This window comes from Ensifer sp. LBL (assembly GCF_050435225.1).
Classification (GTDB): Bacteria; Pseudomonadota; Alphaproteobacteria; order Rhizobiales; family Rhizobiaceae; genus Ensifer.
On sequence record NZ_JBNDJY010000004.1, the window covers coordinates 638,354 to 657,270 of the forward strand.

An 18,917-nucleotide genomic window follows, 5' to 3' on the forward strand; every position below is an offset into this window, starting at 1 on the left:
ATGGCCAACAGATCAAGTGCCCGTATTTCTTCACGAAAAGCGCCCAAACAGGCGCGCTCGAACGAGCTGGTGAAGGCTATTCTCCAGGCTGCTGTTCAGGTTTTGGAGGAGGAGGGCGCGCAGCGATTTACCACGGCCCGCGTCGCGGAGCGGGCGGGCGTCAGCGTCGGGTCGCTGTACCAGTATTTTCCCAACAAGGGCGCGATCCTGTTTCGCCTGCAAAGCGACGAGTGGCGGCAGACGTCGGGGCTGCTGGCGACGATCCTCAGCGACGGCTCGCGCGCGCCACTCGATCGGCTGCGGTCCCTGGTTCACGCCTTCCTGCGCTCGGAATGCGAGGAAGCGGCCGTTCGGGTCGCCTTGGGCGACGCGGCACCTCTTTATCGCGATGCGCCGGAAGCGCGGGAAGCCAAGGAGGCCAATGACCCGCTCATCGACCGGTTCATGATCGAGCTTCTTCCGAGCGCATCCGCCGACATCAGGGAACGCGTCGGCGACCTGATCATGACGACGATGACGACGGTGGGGAAAGATTTTTCGGGAACGGCGCGCAGCGATGCGGAGATCGAGGCCTATGCGGATGCGATGGCTGACATGTTTTCGTCCTATCTCGTGGCGAAAGGTGCCAGCACCTGAGCCATGCCGACAACCGTAAGCGTCCCTGCGATCGTGAGCGCAGGGGGGTAGAGTCACGTAGGGGCCGAGTCACGTGGGGTAAGGCGAGTGTGCGGAGCCGACCGTAACACTCTGATATGGCTCGCCAAGAGCGCCGGAGCAGCAGGCGCCGCTTGGCCCTCAGCTCTTCGTTGCCTCGCTCTTTTCGAACTGCCGGTAGCATTCATCCGCCACCTGCTGCAGCAGATCGCGCGGCACCTCGCCAGTGACGGCGTAGCCGAGCGGGCCGTCGATCCAGTAGAAGGTCTCGACGCCGTCGTTCTCGTCGATGCGGAACGAGGTTTCGCGGTTGTCGTCGTTGCGGCCGAGCAGCACCGTCAGCCGCCGGCCGGTGCCATCCTCATACATGAACATCGCGCCCGCCTTGCCGTTGACCGGCAGCAGCCGGCCGCCGACCAGCGAGAAGCCGAGCGAGGAGAGATCGGGGATCGAGAGCGGATGATCCAGACGCTTGCCAAGCCACGTGGCAAGATGGGTCTGGTCGTCGGCGCCGACCTCGACGGCATGGCGCACTTCGCTGGCATAGACCAGGAAGGCCGATTGCGCCTGGCGCGGCAGGCTGTCGGCCGTCTGCGTCAGCCGGGGGCTTTGCTCGGGCGAGAGCAGTGGCGGCGCGTAGAGGCCAGTGAGGCCGCCGGCCACAAACAGCGCCAGCCCGGCGGCGATGGCGCGGGCGATGCCGGCAAACGATCGGGTGTTCTTGACGGCGTGCTGTTGCGGGCGTTCGCTGCCGTTGCTCAGAAGCAGCGCCCGGTCATCGGCGTCGCTGCGGGCATAGCCGGCAAAGAGCGCGCGCAACTCGACCGCCTGCGCCCGCCATTGCCGGACCTCGTCGGCCTGCGCGGGGTTCTGCTCGAGCCATTGCTCGATCCGCAACCGCTCGCGCGGGCCAAGGGCGCCGTCGACATAGGCGTGCAGGTCGTCTTCGGAGACGGTGTTGTGGCCTTCCGTCATTTCGGTCTCCGCATGCTGATCACATTGTCGTCCTTCATGGCTTCTGCAAGCTGGCGCCGCGCGCGCGACAGGCGCGACATCACGGTGCCGATCGGTATGGCCATCATCTCGGCCACGTCCTGGTAGCGGTATCCTTCGATCACCACGAGCATCAGCACCGAGCGGTTCTCGGTGGAGAGCCCGTTCAGCGCCCGTTCAAGCCTTGAGCGCTCCAGGGGGTCGCTCTCGTGGGTCTCGGCCTCAAGCCCCAGATCCTCGTCCAGCGTCACCTGCGGGTGCATCGCCACATAGCGGTGCCGGTTGCGGCCGAGATTGGTCATGATGGTGAAGGCCCAGGCGCGCAGGTTCACGCCGCGCCACTGCGCGCGGCGCGCAAGCACCTTCTCCACGCAATCCTGCAACAGGTCCTCGCCATCCGGGTCCGAGCGCACCAGGCTGCGGGCATAGCGCCGCAGTGCCGGCACCAGGGCCAGCACATCCTCTTCGAACCGGTCGGAGGCGGGGTGGTCCCCCGCATCCTCGTTGCCGCCGTTACGGCTTGGCGACATTCCATTCGCCCTTCTTCATGCCGTCGCCGGTCATGTCACCCATCTTCTTGTCCTTGATGAAGAAGTAGAGCGGCATGCCGTCCTTGGCCCACTGCTTCTTGCCGTCCTTACGCTCGACGAGCGTGTAGGCGCCATCTGCCTTGGCGCTCGCCTCGGCCATGAATGGCGGCCAGTTCTTGGCGCAATCGTCGTAGCACATGGACATGCCGCCATGATCGTCCTTGTAGGTGTAGAGCGTCATGCCGTTTTCTCCGGCCAGCACCTTGCCCTTGGCGGTCTCGACTTCCTTGACCGGCGGCGCGGCGAAAGCCGTGACGCTGGCTGCAAGCAGCATGGCGATCGTCAGTGGAAACGTTCTCATGGCAATTGTCCTTCCTCAAGATGGTTTTCCTGTCCGGAAACGGGCGAAAAGCCTCCTCGTCCCGTTTCCGCGGGAGCCGCATGGTGCAGATCCAACCGTAAGACACGACACGCACAGGATTTATTCCCGGAGAACGGGCGGAAGTTTGGGTTGGCCCTGTCTCCGCTCGGGCCATGGGACGCAACCGGCCACGCGACGTTCATCGCGTGGCCGGTGAGAGGGTGACAAGGATGGTGACCCGCTGGCGGCGATCCGCTCAGGGTATCAGAACCACCGACCCGGTGGTCCGCCGTGCCTCCAGGTCTTCCTGTGCCCTTGGGGCGTCGAAAAGCGGATAGGTGGTGATCGCAGGCGCACGAACGACGCCTGCCTGCATGGCGCCGAACAGCTCTCGCGCTGCCGCTTCGTACTCGCCGCGGTCGGCGGTGTAATGGGCGATCGAGGGGCGGGTGACATAGAGCGAGCCCTTGGCCGAGAGCGAGGCGACGTCGAGCGGCGGGACGGGACCGGAGGAGGCGCCGAAGGAAACCAGCGTGCCGCGTGGGCGCAGGCAGTCGAGCGACCTGGCGAAAGTGTCGGCGCCGACGGAATCATAGACGACATCGACACCCTTGCCGCCGGTGATTTCGCCGACGCGGGCCCGGAAATCCTCTTGGCCGTAAAGGATGACATGATGGCAGCCATTGGTCCGGGCGATCTCGGCTTTCTCCGTGGAGCTGACGGTGCCGATGACGGTGGCGCCGATGTGGCTCAGCCACTGGCAGGCAATCGAGCCGACGCCGCCGGCGGCCGCGTGGAAGAGCACCGTGTCGCCGGGCTTCACGGCAACGCAACGCCGGATCAGGTATTCGACGGTCAAACCCTTGAAGACGAGGGCTGCGACCTCTCGGGTCTCCAGTTCCTCCGGCAGCGCCAGCGCCCGGGCGGCGGGCAGGTTGCGGTGGGTGGCATAGGCACCGGGCGGGCCGCCCACATAGGCGATGCGTTGGCCGATCGAAAAACCCGGGACACCATCGCCAAGCGCGGTGATCACGCCGACGCCCTCGACGCCGATCCCGCTCGGCAGGGGCAAGGGTGCCGAGCCCCGGCGGTGGTAGATGTCGATGTAGTTCACGCCGATGGCGAGATGGCGGATCTGGATTTCGCCGGGTCCAGGGTCGCCCAGCGTCTCGGCCTTGAAGGCGAGTACCGACGGATCGCCAAATTCGGAAAATCGAAAGGTCTCGATATTGATCGTCATGCTTGTTCTCTCTCCAGATGTCGCCAAAATCTGCTTGATTTTCCGATTTCGGTCGAGAAACCTTTCTGCAATACCAGTTTCCAAAAATGGAAAGCAAAGATGGATTGGAACGATCTCAAGTTCTTTCTGGCCGTTGCCAATGCGCGCTCGCTAACTGCGGCCTCCGCCAGGCTTAGCGTCAGCGCCTCGACCGTGTCGCGCCGGATCGAGGCGCTGGAGGCGGCGTTGCAGGTCAGGCTTTTCCGGCCGCACCGCGACGGTTATGACCTGACCCCGGCGGGCGAGGCGCTTTTGGCGCCGGCCGAGCGGGCCGAGGCGCAGATGCGGGTCTTCGAGCGCACGGCACGGGAGAAGGACAGCGACCTCGCCGGCCCGGTGCGCATCGACGTGCCGGAACTGTTGGGGCAGGAGGTGTTGATGCCGGGGCTAGCGGGCTTCCTGCTGGAGCATCCGGACATCCGCCTGGAGATGCATTCGAGCGTGCGCCCGGTGCGGCTTGTCGGCGAAGCGGCCGACATTGTTCTGCGTCTGGTGCGGCCGCAGCAGGGCAATTATCGCCAGCGCCGGCTGGGGCAGCTCGCCTTCGGCCTGTATGCGACGCCCGGCTACATCGCGCGCCACGGCATGCCGGGCACTCCTGCCGACCTCCATCGCCACCGGCTGGTCGGCTGGAGCGAAGAGCTGAGCTACCTGATCATGGTCGCCTGGCTCGAAGCGCTATGCCCGGGCTTGCAGCCAGCGATGCGTTTCTCTTCGCTCGGCGCGCAGATGGCGGCGGTGAAAAACGGGCTCGGTTTTGCCGTGCTTCCGGCCTTTGCGGCCGAAGCGGCAGGCTTCACGCCACTGTTGCCGCAGGTGCCGCCATTGGCCCCGGATCTTTGGCTGCTGGTCCATGAACAATCGGCCGAGCTGCCACGCGTGCGGCTGACCAAGGAAGCGGTCACCACCGTGATGGCGCGCTTCGCTGCGCGCTCGGCGGAAAGCGCCTGAGGATCGTGGACGTTTTTCGTGAGGGAGGGGCCGATGGTGCTAACCGGCTGGTTTCCACGGGGCATCAGAACGGCGAACGCCCTGGAAGCCGGTTTCTACACGTTGCAGAACCGTCTCGTCATCCGTGGTAATTTCGTAAAACGTGCTGTCGATGGCGCGAACGATGATCCAGGGTCTGTCCGGGGCGCCCGGCAGGAAGCCGGTAAACTCTCCCCAGATGACTTGCAGAACGTCTTGCGCAGCTGCGGCCAGTTGCCGGCCCTCGACCATGCTGCCGGACTGGGCCCAAGTCTCGAGAACGTCGCCGCCGGGGCCGGTGGCATCGAACCATTGATAGCCTCCGTCGACCGCGGAAACTTTCCACGACGCGCCCAGCGAGCGCGGTGCGAGGCGTTGCAGGATGTCGCGCAGGTCGAAGGGAAGCGCGGCTCCCGACGGTCCGTAGATTCTGAGCGTCTTCACCTGTCTCCTCCCGGCAGCGCATTGGAAACGTGCCGGGCCAGCATCGTCAAGCCCGGTCGGCGACGAAGCGGGCGAGCGTCGGGCCGATCATGGTGATGATCAGGAGGCGGGCAGTCTGCAGCGCCATGACGAAGGAGAGGTCGACATTGCTCGAGGCGGCGATGACGGCGATCGAATCGAGACCGCCGGGGCTAGTGGCGAGATAGGCGGTCAGCGGATCGATGCCGACCACCTTGATCAAAAGCAGGGCGAGCAGGCCGGAGAACGAGATCAGCACGACGATCGAGATGATCGTCGGCACCAGCGCGCGACGCGCATGGATGAGGATCTGGCGGGTGAAGCCAAGGCCGATGTTCCAGCCGAGCATGGCAAAACAGATCGCCAGCAGCCATTGCGGCAGCGCGGTGGTCATGACGCCCGAGACATTGAGCGCGGCGCCGAGAAGGAAGGGCAGCAGGAAGGCGCCAGCGGGCACGCGCAGGAAGCGGCCGGCGAGCGCTGCGCCCAGCCCGACGGCGATAGTCTCGAGGAAGAGCAGGCCATCGATCGGCGCGAACCAATGGGTGGTCTGCTCGACTTCGGCGCCGGTGACCCACATATGCGCAACCACGGTTGCGGTACTGGCGACGAAGATCACGCGCAGATACTGCATGAAGGCGACGAGGCGCGCATCGGCGCCATAGGCGTCAGCCATCAAGAGCATGGTCGAGGCAGCCCCCGCCGACGAGCCCCAGATCGCCGTCGTGCCCGGCAGGATGCGCATGCGCGTGATCACCCAGCCGCAGAGCGTGCTGACGGCGATGACCGAGAGAATGACGGCGAGAAACAGCGGCCAGTTGCCGGAGAAGGTGACGAGCATGCCCGGCGTCATGGCGCCGGCAATCATCATCGCCAGGATTAACTGCACGCAGAAGAACAGCTGGCGCGGCAGGCGGATGGTGCCGCCATTCATGCCGACGAGCACGGCGGCCAGCATCGGGCCCATGAGCAGCCCGGCCGGAAGGCCGATGAATTCGAAAAACGAGGCAAGGACGATCGAGACCGCCAGCAGCAGGCTCCATTGCAGCCAGGGCGCGAGCCGACCGATGCCGACCTTGTCCGGGGTGGGCGGCGCAGCTGGCTTGTCGGTTTTCACGGGCACTCTCCGGCATGACCCGGAAAGGCGGGAACGGCCATCGGGGCCGGCCTTGACGGGCTTCGAGCGATGGTCTTCGCCAGCAGGACCGCGGGCGCCATCACGTCACGCTCGTTTGCAACAATGCGGCGTTGCATTCAAGAGGCAGAGCAAGAAAGTGCCACAGGATCGACAGCGGGGAAGGCAAGCGCTGTGCGGGCAGGCGGCGAAATGAGAAAAAAACGTGAACAAATTCCGCCGGCCGAAAGCCCTGCTGCTAGGCGCGGTAATGAGGCGCGAGCTTGATTTTACGGGGTAATTTCGCGTGCTTCGGTGATGTTCGCGATACCGGTTGTCTCTGGCCCTCCGGTGGTGCCGCAATTCCGGGCTTGCGTGTGCGGCCCGAATCCTGACACTCAGCCTCATGCAATTCGCACCGCAACAGGACGAGGCCCTGAAGGCCGTTTCGCAATGGCTGAAAGAGGGCCGCTCGCCGCTCTTCCGGCTGTTCGGCTATGCCGGTACCGGCAAGACGACGCTGGCCCGACATTTTGCCGAGCATGTCGATGGCGACGTGCTGTTTGCCGCCTTTACCGGCAAGGCCGCGCAGGTGCTGCGCTCCAAGGGGGCGACCAACGCCAAGACGATCCACTCGCTGATCTACCGGCCGCGCGGCGAAGAGGAGGTTTCCGACGAGGAGACCGGCAAGACCTCGATCGCGCCAATGTTTGCGATCAACCGCCAAAGCCCGGTCGCCAAGGCGGCGCTGATCATCGTCGACGAATGCTCGATGGTGGACGAGGCGCTCGGCAAGGACCTGATGAGCTTCGGCACGCCGATCCTCGTGCTCGGCGACCCCGGCCAGCTGCCGCCGGTTACAGGCGGCGGCTTCTTCACCAACCAGGAGCCGGATTACCTGCTGACGGACATTCACCGCCAGGCGCGCGACAACCCGATCATCCAGCTGGCGATGCAGGTGCGCGAAGGCAAGGAAATCATGCACGGCGACTACGGCACCACGCAGGTGATCGGTCGCGGCCAGGTCAATCAGGAACTGGTGCTCGAAGCAGACCAGGTGCTGGTCGGCACCAACAAGACCCGCCGGCGCTACAACCAGCGCCTTCGCGAGCTGAAGGGCTTCACCAGCGACTACCCGCAATCCGGCGACAAGCTCGTCTGCCTCAGGAACGATCCCGCCAAGGGCCTGCTCAACGGCTCGCTCTGGCAGGTGATGAGCTCGTCCAAAGAGACGGTGAAGCCGGGCATCAACCTGATGATCCGGCCTGAAGACGACGACATGGATCGCGGTGCCGCCAAGATCAAGCTCTTGAAGGCGGCCTTCGAGGACGTCGAGGGCGAGATCCCCTGGACGACGCGCAAGCGCTACGACGAGTTCGACTACGGCTATGCGCTGACGGTGCACAAGGCGCAGGGCTCGCAGTGGAACAATGTCGTGCTCTTCGACGAAAGCTGGGCCTTCCGCGATACCCGTGAGCGCTGGCTCTATACCGCGATCACGCGGGCGGCAGAGCGGCTGACGATCGTTCGCTAGGCGGGGCGGATCCCTGAGGAAGGGGCGGCGCCGTTCGCACGCAGCTCGCGTGTCGCGCTCGGGCCGTTGGCTTCATTGACAATCCAGATTCGGCCTATACTAATTCGTGATGGCCTTGTGTTGCCCGCCGCTCACGCCACGTTTGGTATGGTGAAAACACCTATGTGATACCCCCGTTCGACTTCCAGCCCTTGGGCCGTCGGTCAGCAATGTGAGCTCTGACATTTGGTTGCCCCTGGAGGAACTGGAATGCTTAGAACCGCCGGTATCAAAAGCATGGCGAACGCCCTGCGACAGGCGCTCAGTGATCGCAAGATGGACCTGTCGCACAGCGACTGCCTGGAATTGATTGCAAAGCAATTTGGGGTGAAAGATTGGAACGCGCTTTCCGCAGCGGTCGGCCAGGATGCGGGCGACAAGCCGCTTCTTTTCTCGGCCGAGGGCAATGAGATAAAGTTCCATCGCACGACGCAAAGGCTGGATGTCAACGACACCGACCTGGCGGGATCACGTTTCAACGACGCCAATCTGTCGGCAACATCGTTCAATCAGATCAATTTTTCCGGCGCCAAGTTCAACGACAGCAACATGACGGGCTGGTACGTGAACGACGTTAATCTGTCCGGAGCGCAATTCCAGAATATCAATCTCTCCGGGGCGGCCTTTTCGAACTGCCGCATCGCCGGCGTTACGCTCGACGGGGTGCCGCTCGAAGACATTGTCGAGGCCTATCGAAAAGCGCAGATGATCTGATCTGCCAAATGAGCCGGATGCGCTAGCGCTTCGTCGCGATCCAAATCATGTGGCGGGCGCCGCCGCGTTTGCCGTTGGCGCGCACGTTCACCTCGTCGGTGGCAAAGCCGACTTCGCGCAGGCGGCGGGTGAAGGCGCTGTCGGGGGCAGACGACCAGACCGAAAGCACGCCGCCGGGCCGAAGGGCGGCTTGCGCGGCGCGAAGGCCGGTGTGGCTGTAGAGGCTGTCGTTGGAAGGGCGCGTCAGGCCGTCGGGGCCATTGTCGACATCGAGCAGGATGGCGTCATAGGCGGCCTTCTTCGAGCGGATCAGCGCACCGACATCGCCGACATGGATATCGACGCGGGGATCGTCGAGCGTGCCCTTGTGCAGATCGGCCATGGGGCCACGCGCCCAGTCGACGACGGCGGGCACCAGTTCGGCGACCACCACCCGCGCATCCTCGGGCACGACGCCAAGCGCTGCGCGCAGGGTAAAGCCCATGCCAAGGCCGCCGATCAGCATGCTCAGGTTTTTCCGGCCGGCGATGCGCTCGTGGGCGAGCGTCGCCAGCGCTTCCTCCGAGCCGCTCAGCCGGCTGTTCATCAGCTCGTTCGAGCCGAGCATGATCGAGAATTCCTGCCCGCGCTGCTTCAGGCGCAGCTCATCGCCGTCGCCGGGAATGGTTGCGCGGTCCAGCTCTATCCAGGGAAGCATCGGGGTCTCTCATCCGTATTTGTTCAGGCGCCCTCGTAACACGCACATGGCAATGACGACACCGCAATGTCAGTCGTTCAAGTGAATTGTGCCGCGTGGACCGGTAAGCTGTTCGGCGTGCCTTAGTGTGGCGGCCTGCGGGTAGGGGCTGCGGGAGAGCGTCGCGACTTAGGCGAGGCGCAACGCGACCTCGTCCCCGTGACGCACGAGGATGCTGACGGAAAGGCATCGGGGCAGCGGCCGTGTTCGCGCTATTCCGCCGAGATCATGCCTGAAAGCACCGCCTTGGCGATCGCCTGGAAGCGGTTGTTGGCGCCGAACTTGCGGATGATGCCGGCCTCGAGGGTGAGCGCTGCCGCCACATCCATGTCCATCAGCCCGGCGATGCGCGCCGCCGGATAGCCGTCGGCCATGAAGGTCAGGCATTCGCTTTCGATCGGCGAGAGATGGACATGGCCGTCCTCGTCGGTGGCTTCGCCTCCGTCGGTGGTTTCGAGCAGTTCGGTGATGCGCTGCATCTGCCGGCGCAGGTTGGCCTGCTGGGCAGCGAGTTCGCGCCTTCGGGCAAGCAGGGCGTCGCGAAACAGCTTGTCCGCTTCGGCCTGTTCCTCGGTGCCCGCAAGGGCAGTCAGCAGTTCCTGGATGGTCGAGATCGGCATGTCGATCTCGCGGCAGGCATTGATAACCGCCATGCGGCGAATGTGATCTTCGTTGTACACTCGCATCGGCCCCATGCGGGCGGCGGTCAGGAGCCCCTTTTCCTCGTAGAAATGCAGCGTGCGATGGGTGACGCCGAAAGCGTCGGCCATGTCGGCGATCGCCAGCGGCGTCGTGGGGTCGTGGTGGGGAAGCGGTAGGTCCGGCAGAAAGCCGACACGATCAGGCGCGGCCAGCACGCCCTCGAATTTCCAGTGGTCTCGCGGCATGTCGAAGGTCCCCGGTCTACAGCCTGCGCGTCTTTCGGCGCGCTGTTTCTGCAATTTCCTGGAATCGAGACCGACCCAGGCGTGCGCGCAATCCGCGTCCGGAAGCGGTGGCGATCGCCGGGTCTCAAAGGTGCGGACGGATCCGCGCGGTGAGGCACTCGTTGATCGTCAACGACAATACCTGCTGCTCGGTTGGGGCACCTCCGCGCGCAAGGCACGGTTTACTCAGGACATCGATGCTTGCCTGACGAGCACCCAGGCACCCATTCCCAACGCATGCGTGTACCGTATACGCGAATCGCTAATATGACCAGTCTTTAGTAAGGCGGGTGAGTATGCTGGGCCGGGGTCCTCAGCCGCTTCCTGCGGGCCGGCTCTTGGCCGCCCCGCCGGGCACGTTCAGTGTCCGATGACCTTGAGCGGGCTGTTGGCGCTGAGGATGAACAGCGGCTCGTCGCCGCGCAGCGGCGAGAGTTTCTGCTGGCAGGACCAGGCGGTCTCGAAGGTGTCGCGGGTGAGGTGCTTGCGATAGCGCTGGGTAGCGGCCATGCAGCCCATCAGCGGGCTTTCGATCTGCTCTTCGCGGGCGTGATTGTAGATCTCGCCATCGAGCGAAAACAGTTCGGCGGCGAGCGACATGCTCTCGAAAAGCAGGTCCGGCTCGGTCTCGAGCCGCTTCCAGGTGATGAAGTCCTGGCGCAACGGCACAGTCTCGCCGTCATGGGAGAGCGTGACGCGAATACCCTGGGCCGGCGCCTCGTACCAGGTCACCTGGACGGTGAAGGAGAGGGCGGAGTTGCGCGAAACGGGGCGGCCGGTGTCGCCGTCGGTGGCGCGCGCCAGCGTCTTGTGACGCTGGGCGGCAAGCCGAAGCGCTGTGGCAAAGGCTTTTGCGTCGCTGTTTTCGGCGCCGCTGAGCTTCACGGTGACGGCGGGGAGCACCCGCTCGGTGGCGTGGCGGGCGTTGAAGAGCTTGGCCTGGGCGTCGAGGTCCAGCGTCATTTCCTGCGACGGCATCGGCGCAAAGAGCAACAGCGGCAGGACGCTGAGAACCGAGAGCGGCGAAGAGAGCGGTGCCGGCGGCCAGGTGGGGCGATGTCCGGCAAACCGTCGCTTGGCCGGCTTCGGCTGGCGCGACGCGGGGGCGACCGTTTCGGCCACTTCCGTCCGCGCGTGGCGATATTCCGGAACGTAGGTGCCCTTGGGGATGGCGATGCGCCATTCTTCGTCGGCGCCGTCGCCCTCGTAAAAGGCCTTGAGCAGCTTGCGCAGCTTGCCGGCATGCACGCGCACCAGCGGGTCGCTGTCGGCGTTGAAGGCCTGCGGCCGGTCGAAGACGTCGATGGCGATCGAGTAGCCCTTGAGCTGATGGCCTTCGCCGATCATCTCCTTTTCGACGACATAGGAAAGAAACGCCCGCAAGCGCTCGGAACGCGCGAAAGCCTTGCTTTCGAGGATGCGACGGAGCGTCCGCCGTATCGTCTCATCGCAGGGTCTTTCGACCGTCGTCATCGGTGCTTGCTCCAGGGTCATGTGATCTAAAAATCTAAGAAGGCGATCGCGGCTTAGGCCAGGGCCATTCGATCTGATTCGGAAATTTAAGGCCAAAAGAAGTGGTTGTCAGGGGTAGTAGACGCCAAATTTGAGTTTTTTCTGAAATAAACGTAAAAATTGCGTCCTTAATCCCTGTGACAGATCGTAGCGGTGACCGCTCACCCGGTGCCGGCGCGCCGTCGGCGCGAAGGTTTCGATCCGGTGATTGAGCTTTCCTGCATATTAGAGAGATCGATTGTCAAGATTCGATCAAGACAAGGCGGGCAAATGCACTGCGCGGCATTGCCGCGGCCATTGCATTGGTACTCCTTGGAATTGCTGCATAATCCCGACCTCAAATCGTTTCTGCTTTCGTTAAATATGCAGTAGAACATTGCATCCACATTGCCCGCATCGGGCCGTGAGCGGCCCCGCCTCTGGAAAGTTCAGACATGCCTGCAAAACTGTCCGTGAATCTGAATGCCGTCGCAATGCTTCGCAACCGGCGCGATCTGCCCTGGCCGTCCGTCACCGCACTCGGGCGCATCGCGCTCGAAGCCGGCGCCGCCGGCCTGACGGTGCATCCCCGGCCGGATCAGCGCCATGTCCGCTTTTCCGACCTGCAGCCGATCCGCGACCTGATCGACGGTGCATTCCCGGCGACGGAATTCAACATGGAAGGTTACCCGAACGAGGAGTTTCTCGGTCTCGTCGAAGCGCACCGGCCGGAGCAGGTGACGCTGGTTCCGGACGATCCGGCGCAGGCGACCTCCGACCATGGCTGGGATTTCCGCAAGAACCACAATCTGCTCGGCAATGTCGTCGGCCGGCTGAAGAAGAAGGGCTTTCGTGTCTCGCTGTTTGCCGATGGCGACGAGGACATGGAGGCGCTGCGCATCGCCAGGGAAACGGGTGCGGACCGCATCGAACTCTACACCGGCCCCTATGGCGGCTGCTATGACGATCCGGAGAAAGCCGAGAAGATCGCCGGCGAACTCGGCCGTACGGCGGCGATGGCGGCCGAGCTCGGTCTCGACGTCAATGCCGGCCACGACCTGACGGTCGCCAACCTGCCGCTGCTTGCAAAACACATTCCGAACCTTGCCGAAGTGTCGATCGGCCATGGCCTGACCGCCGATGCGCTGGAATACGGCATGGCCGAGACCGTGCGCCGCTTCCGCCGCGCCTGCGGCCAGGAGGTCTGATCAGAGGTCTGAGGCGCCTTCGCCATGAAGGAAATCTTCGTCGTCACCCACACGCAGTCCGTCCACCATGTCGAGGGCAAGGTGGGCGGCTGGTACGACACCGGCCTGACCGAGCGCGGCCGAAAGGATGCGGCGGCCACGGCCGAGCGTCTCGCGACCCTTGTCGGCGGGAGGCAGGTCGAGATCTTCAGCTCCGACCTTTTGCGCACGGCTGAAACGGCGGCGGCAATCGCCGCGCGCCTTGCCGCGCCCGTGACGGAAACCGCAGCCCTTCGCGAAATCAGCTATGGCGAGGCGGGCGGCAAACCGCAGGCCTGGCTCGATGCGCGCTATGCCGCGGCGCCTGACGACAATCGGCTGGATTATGATTGCGGCATCGAGGGTGCGGAAACTCGCCGCGACGTGGCGCTACGGGTCTACCCTTGCGTCGAAGCGATTGTGGCGAGGTCTTGCCCAACGCAGATCATCGTCACCCACGGCTTCACGCTGACGCTGGTGATGGCCGCCTGGATGAAGGTTCCGATCGAGGCCGCTGGTTTCTTGAGTTTCCCGGCGAAATCCGGAAGCATCACCCATCTGCGCGAGGATGATTTTTTCAGGAACCGAGCCGTCGTCAGCCTGGCGGATGCCGCGCATCTGGCAAATGAGACGCTGTAACGCCCTGAAAATACTCATGGCAACGCAGGCGCGAACGCAATGCAATCTGCAACAGGGGCTGCTATAGAGGAAGCCCGTCCTCTCGCCCATCTCCGGCCCATGACCATTCAGACCAGTTTTCGCGAGCGCATCGTTCTCTATGCGCTTTTGACATCGCTGACCTCGATCAGCATCGACGCGCTGTTGCCGGGGCTGCGCCAGATCGGCGTCGATGTCGGCGTCGCGCCGCCGCTTTCCACACAACATGTGATTTCACTGTTCATCCTCGGCATGGCGTTCGGCGAGCTTTTGCTCGGGCCGCTTTCCGATGCAATGGGGCGGAAGAGGGCGCTGGTCCTGGGTCTTGGCGTCTATGCGCTCGGAACGGTCATCGCCATGGTGGCGGGCTCGCTCGAAATGGTCATCCTCGGCCGGTTTCTTCAGGGCGTCGGCGTTTCCGGGCCGAAGATCGCGACGAGGGCGATGATCCGCGACCAGTTCGAGGGTGACGCTATGGCCCGCGTCATGTCGTTCATGTTCACGCTGTTCATTCTGGTGCCGATGCTGGCGCCGACGCTGGCGCAAGGGATCATCGCTGTGGCCGGCTGGCGCAGCATCTTTGCTGTCTATCTCGCGGCGGCCGGCCTTCTCGGCCTGTGGCTGGTGATGCGGCAGCCGGAAACATTGCCGGCCGACAAACGCATTCCCTTTCGCCCGCGGCTTCTCGTGTCGAACGGCCGGCGCATCCTGTCGCATCGGCGGGTAACCTTGCTGATCGTTGCGACCGGGCTCGTCTTCGGCGCGCAGCTTCTCTATCTGAGCACGGCGGCTGACCTCTTCTTCGACGCCTACGGGATCGGCGAGACCTTTCCGCTCTATTTTGCCATGCTGGCGACAGGCATCGGGCTGGCCTCGTTCCTCAATGCCAAGCTCGTGCAGCGCTTCGGTGCGGAGGCGATGGCGCGCCGGGGTTTTCTGGGCCTGGCCGCCGCCGGCCTGGCGATGCTCGTGGCCTCGCTCTACTGGGGCGGGCGGCCGCCGCTTGCGGTGCTGCTGATGTTCGGCTTTGCCGCCTTCTTTGCGGTCGGCGTGCTGTTCGGCAATCTCAACGCCATGGCCATGCGTTCGCTAGGGCAGGTGGCAGGTCTCGGCGCGTCGCTGATCGCCTCCGGCTCCAGCCTTGTCGCGACGGTGTTTTCGATCGCGGTGGGTGCCTTCTACGATGGCACGACGCTCAACCTTTCGGCCGGCTTCTTTCTCGCCGGGGTCGGGGCGCTCGTTTTGGCCGAGCTGGCGCTAAGGGCCGATGCTTCGCCGGTGGAGGCCATCCGGTAGGGAGCGGCAAACGCTGCCAGGCCCGCGTGGCGGCATCAACGTCCCATGCCGTTGTGCCCGGCGCACCGGATGCCGGTTAAAGTATCCCGCCGAGGCAGCGAAGGGCTAACCGTTGTAGACCACGGAGATCTTGTTTCCGGCGGGATCGCGCATGTAGGCGGCGTACCAGTGCGGCCCATAGTGCGGCCGCGGATTGGGGGCGCCCTCATCCATTCCGCCATTGGCCATGCCCGCCTGGTAGAAGGCATCGACGTCCTGACGGGACTGGACCATGAAGCCGACCATCGAGCCATTTCCAGCGCTTGCCGGCTCGTTGTTGAAGGGCTTGCAGACCCATAAGACGGGACCATTGCCGGTTCCGCCTTCGGAATAGGCTCGCCAGTCCGGAAATTCCGTGTGCGTCTTCCAGCCGATCGTCGCCAAGGCGGCATCGTAGAAGGCATTGGATCTGGCGGAATCCAAAGCACCGACGGTCAGATAAACGCTCATGATGTCCCCTTTTTTGAAGCGGTGAAGCCGGGAGAATTCATAGAGCGAAAACGGGAACAAATCAAGAACAAATGCGGCGGCCGTCTCGCCGGGCGCCCGATGCCGACAGCATGGCAAATCGTTTCGAGAGCCCGGTGCAAACGCCCGGGCTCCCGCTGGTTGGCTTACCGCTTAGCCTGCAAGTCGCGCTTTGCTGGCTTCGAGGAAGGTGGCGAGCGTCACTGGCGTTGCGCCGGTCAGCGCCGTGACATCGCTCGTCACCATGTCGATGTGACCCCCGCGGGTGTTGGCGTCGAAGGAGACGACGATCGGGATCAGGAAGTCCGGCAGCCCGGCGCTCTTCAGACCACCTGCAAGCGCCTCGTCGGAGATGTGCACGACGTTGAGCGGCTTGCCGGTCGCCTTGGCGACAAGGGCGGCAATCTCGTCCGTCGAGCGCAGTTCGCCGCCGGTCAGCGTATAGGTGTGGCTCTCGCCGGTGGAGGAGGCAAGGGCTGCGGCTGCAGCCTTGGCGGCATCACCGCGGGCGATGTGGGCGAGGCGGCCTTCGCCCGACGAGGAATACCATTGCCCGGTCTCAAGCGCATGCGGCAGCGCCATGAACAGGTTCTCCATGTACCAGCCGTTGCGCAGGATGGTGTAGGGAATGCCGGTTGCCTTGATGGCGTTTTCGGTGCCGAGATGATCGGGCGCGAAGGGGATGACGGAGGTCTCCGGGCTCGGCATCGAGGTGTAGACGATGTGCTTGGCGCCGGCCTTCTTCGCGGCCGCGACGGCAGCAAGATGCTGCTTCAGTCGCTTGCCCGGCTGGTCCAGCGCGTCGGTCGAGATGATCAGGATCCGGTTGGCGCCGGCAAAGGCCTGGTCGAGCGACGCGGGATCGTCGAAATCGGCGACGCGGGCCTGGACGCCCCTGGCGATGTAAACGGCGAGCTTCGCCGTATCGCGGCTGGTGGCGATGATCCGGGCCGGTGCGACGCCGGATGCCAGCAGCTGGTCGAGCACGAGCTTGCCGAGTTGGCCGGTTGCGCCGGTGACGAGCAATGTATCGGACATGGTCTTTACCTTTTCTGTTTGGGCCGAGACGGAAACGCGCGCAGAACGCCGCGGCGCAGGCCTCGCCGGCTCTTCCTACCGTTGCCTGGGAGACGCTTCGGCACATGGTCTCTTTTTGAGACTTGCTCTTATTGCGTAATCGCAGTAGGGCTGTAAAGGAGGCAGTTTTTTCTGCTGTGGTTACAAAAAGGGTACCGCCGATGAACAAGCCTACCGGGGACATGAAGGGCAAGCGCGTGGCGATCGTCTGCGGCGTGCCGATGGATATGGAAAACTGCCCGGTCCGCGACGTCATGGACAATATCGGCGGCAAGTGGAATTCGCTGATGATTCTGTCGCTCGCCGACGGCCCCTTGCGCTTCTCGCAGCTCCGCCGGCTGATCCCCGATATTTCCCAGCGCATGCTGACCCAGACGCTGCGCGACCTGCAGCGCGACGGCTACATCCACCGCACCGTCTACCCGACGCAGCCGCCGAGCGTCGAATATGCGCTCACCGATCTCGGCCGCTCGCTGCTCGGCCTGCTCAAGCATTTCGTCGACTGGTCGGTGGAAAACCACGGCGCGATCCGCGCGGCGCGCGAGGTCTATGACGCGGAGGCGTGAGCACTTCCATTGCGACAGCGTGACACCCTTGAGCCGCGGGTACGTGCGCGCCGTGGCGCGCCTGCCACTTTCGTTTCCGGGACCGTTAGCGTGGTTTGCCCCTCTCCTCGGGTTAAACCCGAGGACTAACCCTCTCCCCGCAGGCGGGGAGAGGGGACTTGCCCGCTCGCAGCGCTTCCGAACGGGGCGGCGGTCAATGGAAAACGAAGGCGGCTATCGCGGAATCGGGCAGGTGCCTGGCTTGGCGAGGGGGGAGGTCAAACGAGCGGGTGCCAAGCGTCTCCTTCGCCCCGCCTGCGGGGAGAAGGTGGCCGGCAGGCCGGATGAGGGGCGGTCGCTCCTTTGCAGAATGACGTAACGTCAGGATCACGCGCGACGTCGTGTCCCGGTACCGCGACCTTGCCCTAGCACTTTGATTTTCCCTATAGTTTCGCCGATCAGTTGCGTCACATCGGGGAACCATGAAGACACTTCATATCGGCATAGCAGGCGCTGGCCCGGCGGGGTTGGCAGCGGCACTGATGCTTTCGCAGCGCGGCCATAGGGTGGAGATCCTCGAGCGTTTCGACGCAGCTTCACCTGTCGGTTCCGGGCTGATGCTGCAACCAACGGGGCTCACGGTCCTGAACACGCTCGGCCTGCTCGATCCGATTCTTGCACTCGGCAGCCGGATCGACCGGCTCTATGGCGCCGATGCCAGATCCGGACGCACCGTGCTCGACGTGCGCTATGATGCGCTTGCCGGTGGGCGCTTCGGGCTGGCAGTGCAGCGCGCGGCCCTGTTCAATACGCTTCACGACGCCGTCGCCGCGGCTGGGCTGCCGGTCAAGACCGGCGTCACGCTGACCAATGTTCGCATGGCGGGCGGCAAGGCCGTGCTGCTGGATGCGCAGGGGCATGAGGCTGGCGCCTATGATCTGGTGATCGATGCGAGCGGCGCGCGCTCGGCGCTCGCTGCCGGTTCGACCGCCGCGCCCAAGGTGCGCGAGCTTGCCTATGGCGCCTTCTGGGCGACGCTCGACAGCGACGGCCTCAATCATGATCCGCACGCACTGGTGCAGCGCTACGACCGGGCAAAGGTGATGATCGGCATCCTGCCGGCGGGCCGCGCGCGGATGGGCGCGCGCGCGCGCGTCGCCTTCTTCTGGAGCGTCAGGGTAGCGGACGCGGAGGCGATAAAGCAGGCCGGGCTCGACCGCTGGAAGGCGCGCATTCTCGACTACTGGCTGGATTGTGCGCCGGTGCTGGATCAGATCGGTGACTGGGAGCAACTGACGCTGGCGCGCTATGCGCATCGCACGATGCGCCCGCCGGTCTGCGGCCGCATCGCCTTTGTCGGCGACAGCGCCCATTCGACGAGCCCGCAGCTCGGGCAGGGGGCGAACATGGCGCTGCTCGATGTCGCAGCACTTGCGCATGCGCTGGAGACGGCTGGCGATCTCGATGCCGCACTTGCCGCCTATGCCGCCGCACGCCGCAACCACGTCGCGCTGTTCCAGCTGCTGTCGCTTCTCTTCACGCCCTTCTACCAGTCGGACTCGACGGCTCTCGCCTGGCTGCGCGACCGGCTGGTGGCAACAGTTGCGCGCACCCCGCCGATGCAGGCGCTGCTCGCCTCGATCGTCTCGGGCACGCTGATCGATCCGTTCAAGCCGGCGGGATTGGCCGAATGCGATTGGCAGGCGGTGGGGGACGGCGCAGACGAGCGCGGCCAAGCGGACCTCCCGGCTATTTCCATCTGAGACGGCCGCGAATCCTGTATCAAGGCGATCCGGATGGCGGATGG

20 protein-coding genes are annotated in these 18,917 nt (G+C 64.4%); 9 read left to right on the plus strand and 11 right to left on the minus strand.

Annotated elements, in window-relative coordinates; all coding sequences use genetic code 11:
* The gene (locus OKW20_RS18925) at window positions 1-636 is read left to right on the plus strand and encodes a TetR family transcriptional regulator (RefSeq protein ID WP_429174549.1); all 636 of its coding nucleotides are present in this window, start codon (window positions 1-3) and stop codon (window positions 634-636) included.
* A gap of 159 nt (window positions 637-795) precedes the next feature.
* Here OKW20_RS18925 and OKW20_RS18930 read toward each other — a convergent pair whose 3' ends face one another.
* From OKW20_RS18930 to OKW20_RS18945, 4 genes are all read right to left on the minus strand, one after another.
* A complete protein-coding gene (locus tag OKW20_RS18930; RefSeq protein WP_429174145.1) occupies window positions 796-1,629 on the minus strand; it encodes an anti-sigma factor family protein in 834 nt (277 codons plus the stop codon).
* A complete protein-coding gene (locus tag OKW20_RS18935) occupies window positions 1,626-2,177 on the minus strand; it encodes an RNA polymerase sigma factor (RefSeq protein ID WP_429174146.1) in 552 nt (183 codons plus the stop codon). The genes OKW20_RS18930 and OKW20_RS18935 overlap by 4 nt, the downstream gene beginning before the upstream one ends.
* Window positions 2,161-2,538 carry a COG4315 family predicted lipoprotein gene (locus tag OKW20_RS18940; RefSeq protein ID WP_043624149.1) on the minus strand — a complete coding sequence of 126 codons (378 nt, stop codon included), beginning with the start codon at window positions 2,536-2,538 and terminating at the stop codon, window positions 2,161-2,163. Before OKW20_RS18940 ends, OKW20_RS18935 begins: the two co-directional genes overlap by 17 nt.
* 256 nt (window positions 2,539-2,794) lie before the next feature.
* Window positions 2,795-3,778 carry a quinone oxidoreductase family protein gene (locus tag OKW20_RS18945; protein ID WP_429174149.1) on the minus strand — a complete coding sequence of 328 codons (984 nt, stop codon included), beginning with the start codon at window positions 3,776-3,778 and terminating at the stop codon, window positions 2,795-2,797.
* A gap of 99 nt (window positions 3,779-3,877) precedes the next feature.
* Between OKW20_RS18945 and OKW20_RS18950 the strand changes: the two genes are divergently transcribed.
* Complete coding sequence (locus tag OKW20_RS18950) at window positions 3,878-4,768, plus strand: LysR family transcriptional regulator (RefSeq protein ID WP_429174151.1); 891 nt, start codon at window positions 3,878-3,880, stop codon at window positions 4,766-4,768.
* Between the two features lie 39 nt (window positions 4,769-4,807).
* On the opposite strand, the gene OKW20_RS18955 is transcribed toward OKW20_RS18950, so the two are convergent.
* A complete protein-coding gene (locus tag OKW20_RS18955) occupies window positions 4,808-5,230 on the minus strand; it encodes a hypothetical protein (protein WP_429174152.1) in 423 nt (140 codons plus the stop codon).
* 46 nt (window positions 5,231-5,276) lie between these two features.
* Complete coding sequence (locus OKW20_RS18960) at window positions 5,277-6,365, minus strand: AbrB family transcriptional regulator (protein ID WP_429174154.1); 1,089 nt, start codon at window positions 6,363-6,365, stop codon at window positions 5,277-5,279.
* Between the two features lie 403 nt (window positions 6,366-6,768).
* On the opposite strand from OKW20_RS18960, the gene OKW20_RS18965 reads away from it, so the two are divergent.
* The gene (locus tag OKW20_RS18965; protein WP_429174155.1) at window positions 6,769-7,896 is read left to right on the plus strand and encodes an ATP-dependent DNA helicase; all 1,128 of its coding nucleotides are present in this window, start codon (window positions 6,769-6,771) and stop codon (window positions 7,894-7,896) included.
* A gap of 249 nt (window positions 7,897-8,145) precedes the next feature.
* Window positions 8,146-8,649: a glyoxalase superfamily protein gene (locus tag OKW20_RS18970; protein WP_429174157.1), complete on the plus strand. Its 504-nt coding sequence runs from the start codon at window positions 8,146-8,148 to the stop codon at window positions 8,647-8,649.
* Between the two features lie 22 nt (window positions 8,650-8,671).
* Here the strand turns inward: OKW20_RS18970 and OKW20_RS18975 are convergent, their stop codons facing one another.
* The 3 genes from OKW20_RS18975 to OKW20_RS18985 all read right to left on the minus strand — a co-directional run bounded on the left by OKW20_RS18975 (window position 8,672) and on the right by OKW20_RS18985 (window position 11,784).
* On the minus strand, window positions 8,672-9,346 hold the full coding sequence (locus OKW20_RS18975) for a hypothetical protein (RefSeq protein ID WP_429174159.1): 675 nt from the start codon (window positions 9,344-9,346) through the stop codon (window positions 8,672-8,674).
* A 251-nt stretch (window positions 9,347-9,597) separates the two neighbouring features.
* On the minus strand, window positions 9,598-10,272 hold the full coding sequence (locus OKW20_RS18980) for a MerR family transcriptional regulator (RefSeq protein ID WP_429174160.1): 675 nt from the start codon (window positions 10,270-10,272) through the stop codon (window positions 9,598-9,600).
* Between the two features lie 399 nt (window positions 10,273-10,671).
* The gene (locus tag OKW20_RS18985; protein WP_429174161.1) at window positions 10,672-11,784 is read right to left on the minus strand and encodes a hypothetical protein; all 1,113 of its coding nucleotides are present in this window, start codon (window positions 11,782-11,784) and stop codon (window positions 10,672-10,674) included.
* Between the two features lie 473 nt (window positions 11,785-12,257).
* On the opposite strand from OKW20_RS18985, the gene OKW20_RS18990 reads away from it, so the two are divergent.
* The 3 genes from OKW20_RS18990 to OKW20_RS19000 all read left to right on the plus strand — a co-directional run bounded on the left by OKW20_RS18990 (window position 12,258) and on the right by OKW20_RS19000 (window position 14,981).
* On the plus strand, window positions 12,258-13,010 hold the full coding sequence (locus OKW20_RS18990; protein ID WP_192446672.1) for a pyridoxine 5'-phosphate synthase: 753 nt from the start codon (window positions 12,258-12,260) through the stop codon (window positions 13,008-13,010).
* Between the two features lie 24 nt (window positions 13,011-13,034).
* Window positions 13,035-13,667, plus strand: coding sequence for a histidine phosphatase family protein (locus tag OKW20_RS18995; protein ID WP_429174162.1), 633 nt, complete (start codon window positions 13,035-13,037; stop codon window positions 13,665-13,667).
* Window positions 13,668-13,766: 99 nt separating this feature from the next.
* Window positions 13,767-14,981 carry a multidrug effflux MFS transporter gene (locus OKW20_RS19000; protein ID WP_429174163.1) on the plus strand — a complete coding sequence of 405 codons (1,215 nt, stop codon included), beginning with the start codon at window positions 13,767-13,769 and terminating at the stop codon, window positions 14,979-14,981.
* Between the two features lie 105 nt (window positions 14,982-15,086).
* On the opposite strand, the gene OKW20_RS19005 is transcribed toward OKW20_RS19000, so the two are convergent.
* Both OKW20_RS19005 and OKW20_RS19010 read right to left on the minus strand, forming a co-directional pair.
* Window positions 15,087-15,470, minus strand: coding sequence for a VOC family protein (locus OKW20_RS19005; RefSeq protein ID WP_043624179.1), 384 nt, complete (start codon window positions 15,468-15,470; stop codon window positions 15,087-15,089).
* A gap of 171 nt (window positions 15,471-15,641) precedes the next feature.
* A complete protein-coding gene (locus tag OKW20_RS19010) occupies window positions 15,642-16,526 on the minus strand; it encodes an SDR family oxidoreductase (protein WP_429174165.1) in 885 nt (294 codons plus the stop codon).
* A gap of 200 nt (window positions 16,527-16,726) precedes the next feature.
* Here OKW20_RS19010 and OKW20_RS19015 point away from each other — a divergent pair, with 200 nt between their 5' ends.
* Window positions 16,727-17,131 (plus strand): winged helix-turn-helix transcriptional regulator, encoded by a 405-nt coding sequence (locus OKW20_RS19015; RefSeq protein ID WP_429174166.1) that lies wholly within the window; start codon window positions 16,727-16,729, stop codon window positions 17,129-17,131.
* Window positions 17,132-17,592: 461 nt separating this feature from the next.
* Window positions 17,593-18,873: an FAD-dependent oxidoreductase gene (locus OKW20_RS19020; RefSeq protein ID WP_429174167.1), complete on the plus strand. Its 1,281-nt coding sequence runs from the start codon at window positions 17,593-17,595 to the stop codon at window positions 18,871-18,873.
* Window positions 18,874-18,917: the final 44 nt, after the last annotated feature.